The 8,152-nt window shown below is 51.4% G+C and carries 7 protein-coding genes; 2 read left to right on the forward strand and 5 right to left on the reverse strand.

Annotation, left to right across the window (positions count from 1 at the left end; genetic code table 11):
- Positions 1–52: 52 nt before the first annotated feature.
- A complete protein-coding gene (locus ACO0LM_RS10330; protein ID WP_423036769.1) occupies positions 53–712 on the forward strand; it encodes a flagellar basal body-associated FliL family protein in 660 nt (219 codons plus the stop codon).
- Between the two features lie 168 nt (positions 713–880).
- On the opposite strand, the gene ACO0LM_RS10335 is transcribed toward ACO0LM_RS10330, so the two are convergent.
- The 4 genes from ACO0LM_RS10335 to ACO0LM_RS10350 all read right to left on the reverse strand — a co-directional run bounded on the left by ACO0LM_RS10335 (position 881) and on the right by ACO0LM_RS10350 (position 4,150).
- Positions 881–1,750, reverse strand: a complete 870-nt coding sequence (locus ACO0LM_RS10335; protein ID WP_423036771.1) for an EF-hand domain-containing protein — start codon at positions 1,748–1,750, stop codon at positions 881–883.
- 159 nt (positions 1,751–1,909) lie between these two features.
- Positions 1,910–2,935 carry an ATP-binding protein gene (locus ACO0LM_RS10340; RefSeq protein ID WP_423036773.1) on the reverse strand — a complete coding sequence of 342 codons (1,026 nt, stop codon included), beginning with the start codon at positions 2,933–2,935 and terminating at the stop codon, positions 1,910–1,912.
- Positions 2,932–3,663, reverse strand: a complete 732-nt coding sequence (locus ACO0LM_RS10345; RefSeq protein ID WP_423036775.1) for a response regulator — start codon at positions 3,661–3,663, stop codon at positions 2,932–2,934. Before ACO0LM_RS10345 ends, ACO0LM_RS10340 begins: the two co-directional genes overlap by 4 nt.
- 1 nt (position 3,664) lies before the next feature.
- The gene (locus ACO0LM_RS10350; protein WP_422987241.1) at positions 3,665–4,150 is read right to left on the reverse strand and encodes a CinA family protein; all 486 of its coding nucleotides are present in this window, start codon (positions 4,148–4,150) and stop codon (positions 3,665–3,667) included.
- Between the two features lie 695 nt (positions 4,151–4,845).
- Here ACO0LM_RS10350 and ACO0LM_RS10355 point away from each other — a divergent pair.
- A complete protein-coding gene (locus ACO0LM_RS10355; RefSeq protein ID WP_423036777.1) occupies positions 4,846–5,673 on the forward strand; it encodes an HDOD domain-containing protein in 828 nt (275 codons plus the stop codon).
- Positions 5,674–5,743: 70 nt separating this feature from the next.
- Here the strand turns inward: ACO0LM_RS10355 and ACO0LM_RS10360 are convergent, their stop codons facing one another.
- A complete protein-coding gene (locus tag ACO0LM_RS10360) occupies positions 5,744–7,357 on the reverse strand; it encodes an NAD(P)/FAD-dependent oxidoreductase (protein WP_423036779.1) in 1,614 nt (537 codons plus the stop codon).
- Positions 7,358–8,152: the final 795 nt, after the last annotated feature.

The following is an 8,152-nucleotide window of genomic DNA, read 5'->3' on the forward strand; positions in this document are numbered from 1 at the left end:
AATTTCATGGAAAGTTGTATTGAAAGTTATGTAGCAGTTAAACGCAGAATGTTTGCCAGATAAGGTAGGTATGCCGAAAGACAGGTCAAAGGCGAGCTTGCTAAGTGAGCAACTGGATTTTGAATCGATCAATGGCGAATCCGGGGCGCCAGAGCCTGGTGCGCTGGAATTCGAATTGGAGCCACCGGCATCTGCTGCCAAATCTGCATCGTCGGCTACTCAAAGACCGGCCACGGCGGGCAAGCGCCCGGCACCCAAGAAACCGGCCTTGGAAAGAAAACCTGTAAAAGCAACAAAAGCGTCTGAACCCGATCATTTTGGCCGTTATGCTGCCCTGATTATTTTGTGTGGATTTGCTATTTTATTGGCAATTTTCTTTTACTTTCGCACCCCAACTGGCAATGCGGCCGGCCTTAGCTATATCGAACTACCGCAACAGGTGGCGTATGTGGAGGGGCAGGTGGTACGTATGAAGGTCACCATACAGGTGAGGGACGAAGACAGGGAATGGCTATTTGAAAACAAAAAGACCCTTGCCACTTATTACCAGATCGAGCTGGCCAAGGTGAATCCCGACGACCTGCATTCGGAAGCGGGGTTTGAACTGGTCAGGGTACAATTGAAGGATGGTCTGAACAAGGCCCTGCAAACCGACAAGATAGAGTCGGTATTGATTAATGAGCTGCTCATGCAAAACCGCGACCCTGACTAGTGGACTGTTACAGTCCACTAGTCAACACGCCCTGGATCGCTGTGTAAAAAAGCCCGGATGGTCTTCAATGACTATCCGGGCTTTTTGTTTTCTAAAACCTGCTGACTGAGGCATCAGCGCGCCAGTGCCATATCAATCCATTCAATCCATTCAATCCATTCAATCCATTCAGGCAGTGACTGACAGGCCCTGAGTCTGGTCTTGTGGTGGAACGGCATAGGCGCGCAGCAGTTGCAGGGCCTTTTTGAAGATGGCCGCATCACTGGTGCTGTCCGTGCCAGAACTTGCTGTCGTGCTGCTGGTGCCCGAGGTAGTGCTGGTGCCGCTGGTGTCAGTACTGTCGCTGCTGGCGGTGGTACTGGAAGAACTGCTGGCCGTGCCAGTACCAGTGCTTGCCGTGCTGCTGGTGGAGGTAGTCTTTTCAAGATAGGCAATCGATTCCTGTATGCTGACCTTGCCATCCTGATTGGTATCCGCTGCCTCAAAGTTCTGTGCCACCTGTGTCAGGGCTGCGCCCGCGCTGCTATTGCTTTCGCCGACTTTCGAGGCAAGATCTGTCAACTGGGTTTTGTCCAGGCCGCCGTCTTCACCTGGTCCGCCTCCTCCATCGGGGGGCGGTGGCGGACGCGAGCCGCTGGTGCGACGTGCATTGAACTGGCTTTCCAGCTCATCACTTAATTTTTTGATGCCGCTGCTGAATTCATCCTTGGTGACCTTGCCATCGCCATCACTGTCGAGTTTCTTGAACAAGTCATTGACGGTGGAGGAACTGGACGTGCTGCTCGTACCGGCACTGGCCGTGCTGCTGCTGGCCGTACTGGTCGTGCTTGAGCTGGTCGTGCTGGATGAAGTATCTGAGATGTTTCCAAATGCTGTTTCCAGATCCGAGATTTCCAGGTAACCCTGGTTTTTCGTATCCAGCTTGGAAAATACACTGTCCGCTATTTTGGCCGGATCGCCGCGCCCATGTCTTTGAACACCACTGCTGGCCTGGGAAAAATAATTGCTACTGCCGCTAACGCCACTTACGCTTGTCATCGCATTCTCCTGGAAGTCAAACCACTATCAGTCAGATGTCAGTGTGACATCACGATGTTGCCTGCTTGTGTCGGCTTTGTATCGGTGCTGATACAAAATCGGGGGAAATGTAAAGATGCATGGTGATGATGCGCGGGTTGTAACAAATGAACTTGAATTTTAATGACGTGGCAAATGCAGTTCTGCTACCAGGCCAGTCCCTTCCGTGCGATTGCTGAGTACCAGTGAGCCACGGTGTCGTCTGGCTATTTCCCTGGCGATACTCAGGCCCAGACCTACGCCGCCGCTGTTTTTATTCCGCGATGTGGCCAGGCGGACAAAAGGTGAAAATACGTTTTCCAGTTCCTGCTCAGGAATACCCGGCCCCTGGTCTGTAATGCGTATAACCAGTTCGGCATCGCTATCCTGCAGGCAGATATCGGCAGACGTGCCGTAAAAAATGGCATTCTCCAGCACATTGCACAGGCAGCGCCTGAGTTCGTTCGGGAATGCCAGCAATGGCTTGGCCGTGCCCTGCATGCTGACGGCTTTACCTTCATCCTGCATATTGTCGACAATGGCAGTGACGAGGGAACTGACATCCAGCATTTGCAGGGTTTCTTCGCTGCCGCGCAGATATTCCAGGGTGGCGTCCAGCATGAGACGCATTTCCTCTACATCCTGCAAGAGCTTTTCGCCGTTACCATCTTCATGCAACTGGACAAGGCGCAATTTCATGCGTGTCAATGGTGTCCGCAGATCATGCGAAACCGCAACCAGAAAGCGTTCTCTTTCTTCCATTTGCTGATACAGGCGTTGCTGCATCTGGTTGAATACCAGTGCGCTTTGCCGGGCTTCTTCCGGACCTGTCTCAGATATGAGCGTGGGTTTTTTTGCATCCCCCAACGTGCTGGCAGCGGCAGCCAGGTCTTGCATGGGGCGGGCCAGGCTGCGTGAGCCTATCCATGCGGCAATTGCCAACACCAGCAGTTGCAGCAGCATGCTCAGGGTAAAGCCCATCAAAGGGCCATCCAGCAAGCCGGGTGCCTGATGATGGTGCAGATGCGGGCCGGGCCGGGGTGGCTGCCGGTGATCACCCAGAAATACAAACATCAATATAAAGGTGGCGATATGGCTGACTATAACGGCGGCCATGGCCAGACCAAACAGGCGGCTGAAAATGGTGTCGCGAAACAGTCGTTTCATTTCAGGCTGGCGCTGAACATATAGCCTTCACCACGTATGGTTTTCAGCATGCTGGGATGACGTGGATCATCCCCCAGTTTTTGCCGCAATCTGGATACCAGCAAGTCTATGCTGCGATCAAATACTTCGCTGGACTTATTGCGGGCAATGTCCAGTAGCTGATCCCGGCTAAGTACTTGGCCAGGCCGGCGGATGAATGCATGCAGCAGGCGAAATTCGGCATTTGACAATGGGATCACCAATTTGTCCGGACTGCGCAACTGGCGGGTCGCCAGATGCAGGGTCCAGGATGCAAAACGCAGTTCCGCTGGCTGGTTTTCTGCCGTTTCATGGGTTTGCCTTACCGCCGTGCTGCAGCGCCTGACCACGCTTTGTATGCGCGCCACCAGTTCACGTGCATCCAGCGGTTTGATCAGATAATCGTCGGCACCGGATTCCAGCCCAAGTATCTTGTCGGCGAATTCGCCTCTTGCCGTCAGCATGATGACTGGTGTCGTTGCATGGTGGCGCAGCTTACGCAGCAAAGTCAGTCCATCATCGCCCGGCAACATCAAATCGAGCAAAATGACATCGAAATCCTGCGCCTGGATTGCTGCCTGCATCGCTACGCCATCCTGTACGGCAACACAACTGATATCGAATTTTTCCAGGTAATTGCTCAGCAATTGACCTATGTCAGTATCATCATCCACCAGCAATACCTGGAGACGTCCTGTGTTTACTGGCAAATCACAACTCCCTGACAAACCTGAGCAGTTTGTCGAGCGCATGCACTACGGTTTGCTCGCGTACTGCCTGGCGGTCGCCGGCAAAGACCAGCCTTTCTGTATGCGTGATGCCCCCAACATGCCAGCCAAAACAGATGGTGCCTACAGGTTTGCCCGGCATCGCACCGGTAGGGCCGGCAATGCCGGTGGTGGAAAGGGAAATATGTGCTTCTGAATTGGCAATCGCACCTTGGGCCATGGCTGCTGCGATTTCTTCGCTGACGGCACCATTCTGCGCAATCAGTGCCGCAGGAATATCCAGCAACTCAATCTTCGATGAATTGGAATAAGTGACAAAACCACAGTCAAACCATTCTGAAGAACCGGCAATTTCTGTAATTGCGTGGGCGACCCCACCGCCGGTACATGATTCTGCAATGGTAAGTATCAGCTTTCTGGATTTGAGTTCTTCACCGACTTGTGCTGCGAGTTCAAGGGCATTTTTCATGATTTGTCTCCTGTCTGGTTACTACGGCATGACGTGTATAAACTTACTTTACCACCATGTCTGGCAGGAAGTGAAGCAAAGACAGCATAGTGTTTGTAAATCATCTGGAATTGATGAGACAAGAAAGGAAAGCCAGTCTACATTTGCTATTGGATACTGGTGAAGACGAATTCATGAAAAATCTTCAAAATTTACGACACATGCAAAATAATAGGACTGCCTGAAAGCAGCTTGATTTAAATTGAGGCGACAAGCACCTTCACACACTTACACACCGTAAGTCTTAAATAAGTGCCTTGTGTCAATTGTGCCTTAGAACGTGTTTGCGATCTTAAGCGCGGGCGCAATCGTAGTCCAAGCGGGGCTCATGCGCTGCTCAAAATGCTCATGTACTTAGTGTACATTCCGCTTTTTGCGCTGCGTTTTTGTTACCCTGACCCCGCTGACGCACGCTCGCTACAGATCGTAAACAAGTTCTTCTGTTTAAATCACGACTGATATCAAAAAAAACATTTCTGAAAAACGCATATCAGAGTATGATTTTTTATAGCAATTATTAATGCTCTTGCATTATTAGGATGCGTTCATGCTGTTCATGAAATGCGTTCTGGGCAATTTGCTGACTGGCGTATCAATTTCCAGACATAAAAAGAGAGACATGTAGTCGCTGTCCCCTCATCTAAAGGAGATGCCCTATGAAAATCGAGACTCTGTTCCAGCAACAAAATGCTTTGCCTTCCATTCCCAAGGTTGTGCAGGAAGTGATAGACAGTTTTAATAACGATGATGTGTCTATCGACGAAATTGCCAGGAAACTCTCGGCAGACCAGGTACTTAGTGCCAAGTTGTTGCGTCTGGCAAATTCATCCTATTACCATGCGTCAAGAACCGTGGGTTCTGTCGATGATGCGGTATTGATGCTGGGCTTTATGACGGTACGTACGCTGGTCGTCAGCAGCGGCCTGACCAGCGGTTTCAAATCCATGCCGGGTGTCGATCTCAAGCAATTCTGGCGTTACAGCCTGCATACTGCGGTAGTGGCAAAATGGCTGGCAAAAAAAGCTCGTGCCAATTCAGACTTTGCCTTTACCGTTGGTTTGATGCATGCCATTGGGCAATTGGTTATGCATGCAGGCATGCCTGAACAAATGCTGCAGGTCGATAAAATAGCCGGCCCCCTTGATGTCCGCAGGCCAGATGTGGAACGCACCTCGTTTGGGTATGATTTTTTTGATGTCGGTGCCGAACTGTCAAAGCGCTGGCGTTTCCCTGACAGCTTTGCGACGGCGATCAAGGCTTGTGCCGAACCTTTGCAGCAGGCCGAGTTTGATCAGATCGGTGCCGTGGTTCATGTGGCATCCTGGTGTGCTCGCGGTGAAGAAAATCATTATTCGAAAGAGGAACAAGAGGCAACCTTCCCTGTCGATGTAGCGCAGAAATTGGGACTCAAACCCGAAGTGATCACTGTTGACATGCCGCCTTTGAGTGAACTGAGCGCCGGTCTTGAAGACTTGCTGGGCTAATCCAGCCGCAGGAAAGACTGAAGCAGGGCAGATAAGCCTGGCGCTTTCTGCCCTGTTGCTACTTGCTTACTTACTGGGCTTGAATGCCCTGTATATCCATGGCGACTGCTTCGGCAACCCGGATGCCATCGACGGCAGCAGATAAAATCCCGCCCGCATAGCCGGCACCTTCACCCGCCGGGAACAAGCCACGGGTGTTCAGACTCTGCAAATCACCGTCATTGCGTTTGATGCGGATGGGTGATGAAGTCCGTGTTTCGACGCCAGTCAGTATCGCGTCCTTCATGGCAAAGCCCTTGATCTTCTTGTCAAATTCCGGGATCGCTTCGCGCATGGCCTGTATGGCGAAGTCGGGCAGCGCTTCGGCCAGATCGCACAGGGTGATTCCCGGTTTGTAGGAGGGCTCCACGCTGCCAAGTTCAGTCGACGCACGTGCCGCCAGAAAATCACCAATCAACTGGCCGGGGGCATTGTAATTGCTGCCACCCATGGCATACGCCTTTTCTTCCAGCTTCTTTTGTAAATCAATGCCGGCCAGCGGATCGCCAGGGTAATCCGCTGGCGTAATGCCGACCACGATGGCGCTGTTGGCATTGCGTTCATTGCGTGAATATTGACTCATGCCATTCGTGACTACCCGGCCTGGTTCCGATGTGGCAGCCACGACAGTGCCGCCCGGGCACATGCAAAAACTGTAGACGGAGCGGCCATTCCTGGCATGGTGAACCAACTTGTAATCGGCGGCTCCCAAAATCTCGTTGCCCGCATTCGGCCCAAAACGCGCCTTGTCAATGACAGATTGCGGGTGCTCAATACGAAAACCGATGGAAAATGGTTTGGCTTCCACATAGATGCCGCGCTCCGCAATCATCTTGAAGGTATCTCTGGCGCTATGACCTATGGCCAGTACCACATGCGATGTGGCGATATATTCGCTGTCGTTCAGGCGCACGCCCTGGACTTTGCCATCCACCACATCGATATCCGTCACTTTTTGCTGGAAACGTATTTCCCCGCCCATGGCTTCTATATTGTGGCGCATTTCCTCTATCATCTTGACCAGACGGAAGGTGCCGATATGGGGTTTGCTCACATACAGTATCTCTTCCGGCGCACCAGCCTTGACAAATTCTGTCAATACCTTGCGGCCATAATGTTTGGGATCTTTGATCTGGCTGTATAACTTGCCGTCAGAGAAAGTGCCGGCACCGCCCTCGCCAAACTGTACATTTGATTCCGGGTGCAGTTCACGCTTACGCCACAGGCCCCAGGTATCCTTGGTTCGTTCCCTGACAGGTTTCCCGCGTTCCAATACGATAGGGCGAAAACCCATTTCCGCAAGCAACAGCGCGACAAACAGCCCACAGGGGCCAAAGCCTATGACGACCGGGCGCTGAAATGCCGCATCCCCGACGCGGGTGACATATTTGTATGCCGTATCCGGGGTGGGGGACAGGCGAGTGCGATTCTTGTGGCGACGCAATAACTCTTCATCCAGCGTAGTGACGACATCTATCGTATAAATAAGGATGATCGCAGTCTTTTTGCGGGCATCATAACCACGGCGGAAAATGGAAAAGCTGACGAGCTCCTGGTCATCGATACCCAGCTCAGTCAATACAGCGGTCCTCAGTTCGGCTTCGGTATGGTCCAGCGGGAGTTGTAAATCGGTAATGCGCAACATAAATTCGGTCCGGATAACACTAAGCGCCCATTGCTCTTAGCTCTTAAATAGCGACGGGCTGGATTAATGGTTTGATGAATCCCGTATTTTAACCGCATGTGACAGGGGTATCAGGATTTCCTTGGGAGTAGATAATGTGTGAAGAATAGTAGGGTGCGTTGCGCCCTTTCGATTAACCGCGTGCAAGCCAAGAAGCATAGTAGGGTGCGCCGCGCGCACCGCCCCCTACAAAACCCGCCAACGCCGCCCCACCAAAGAACCCGCTAAATAATTTCCCCAAGGTACTTGCAAAGTGAGTGGAAGGTTTGCTATAGTTCGCCTCCCGCTGAGAAGCGGGGATGAGAGAAGAGAAGCAAGGCCAGAGATTGAGCAGAGAAGTAGAGGCTGCGGAAAGATCTGGTCGCTGTGAATACCGTGCAACAGTTTAAGTCGTTCGCAAGAGCGAAGAGAAACGAAAAGAGCAGCGGGTGTTGACAGGTAAGAAGAAGTGCTTCATAATCTCGTTTCTCTGCTGCTGACGCACACAACGCTGCGCTGCAAAACTGGATGAATAAGTAGTCTGGTGAGGCAGAAAAGATTTTGGTTCTTTAACAATTAACAGTCAATAAATGTGGGCACTTTGCGAAGCGCACCAGTCAATTTAGGTTGATTGGAAATGCTTAAATAATATAGCAAGTGTTCACAAGAAGTATAAAGCAAGACGGTTTTTTAGAAATAAGAAACTGAACTGTCAGTATTTTGAGTGAGCGACATGTCACTACGGTGACATAGACAAGAAATTGTCGAAAAACAGAG

It is taken from the genome of Undibacterium sp. Di26W (assembly GCF_049340265.1).
Classification (GTDB): domain Bacteria; phylum Pseudomonadota; class Gammaproteobacteria; order Burkholderiales; family Burkholderiaceae_D; genus Undibacterium.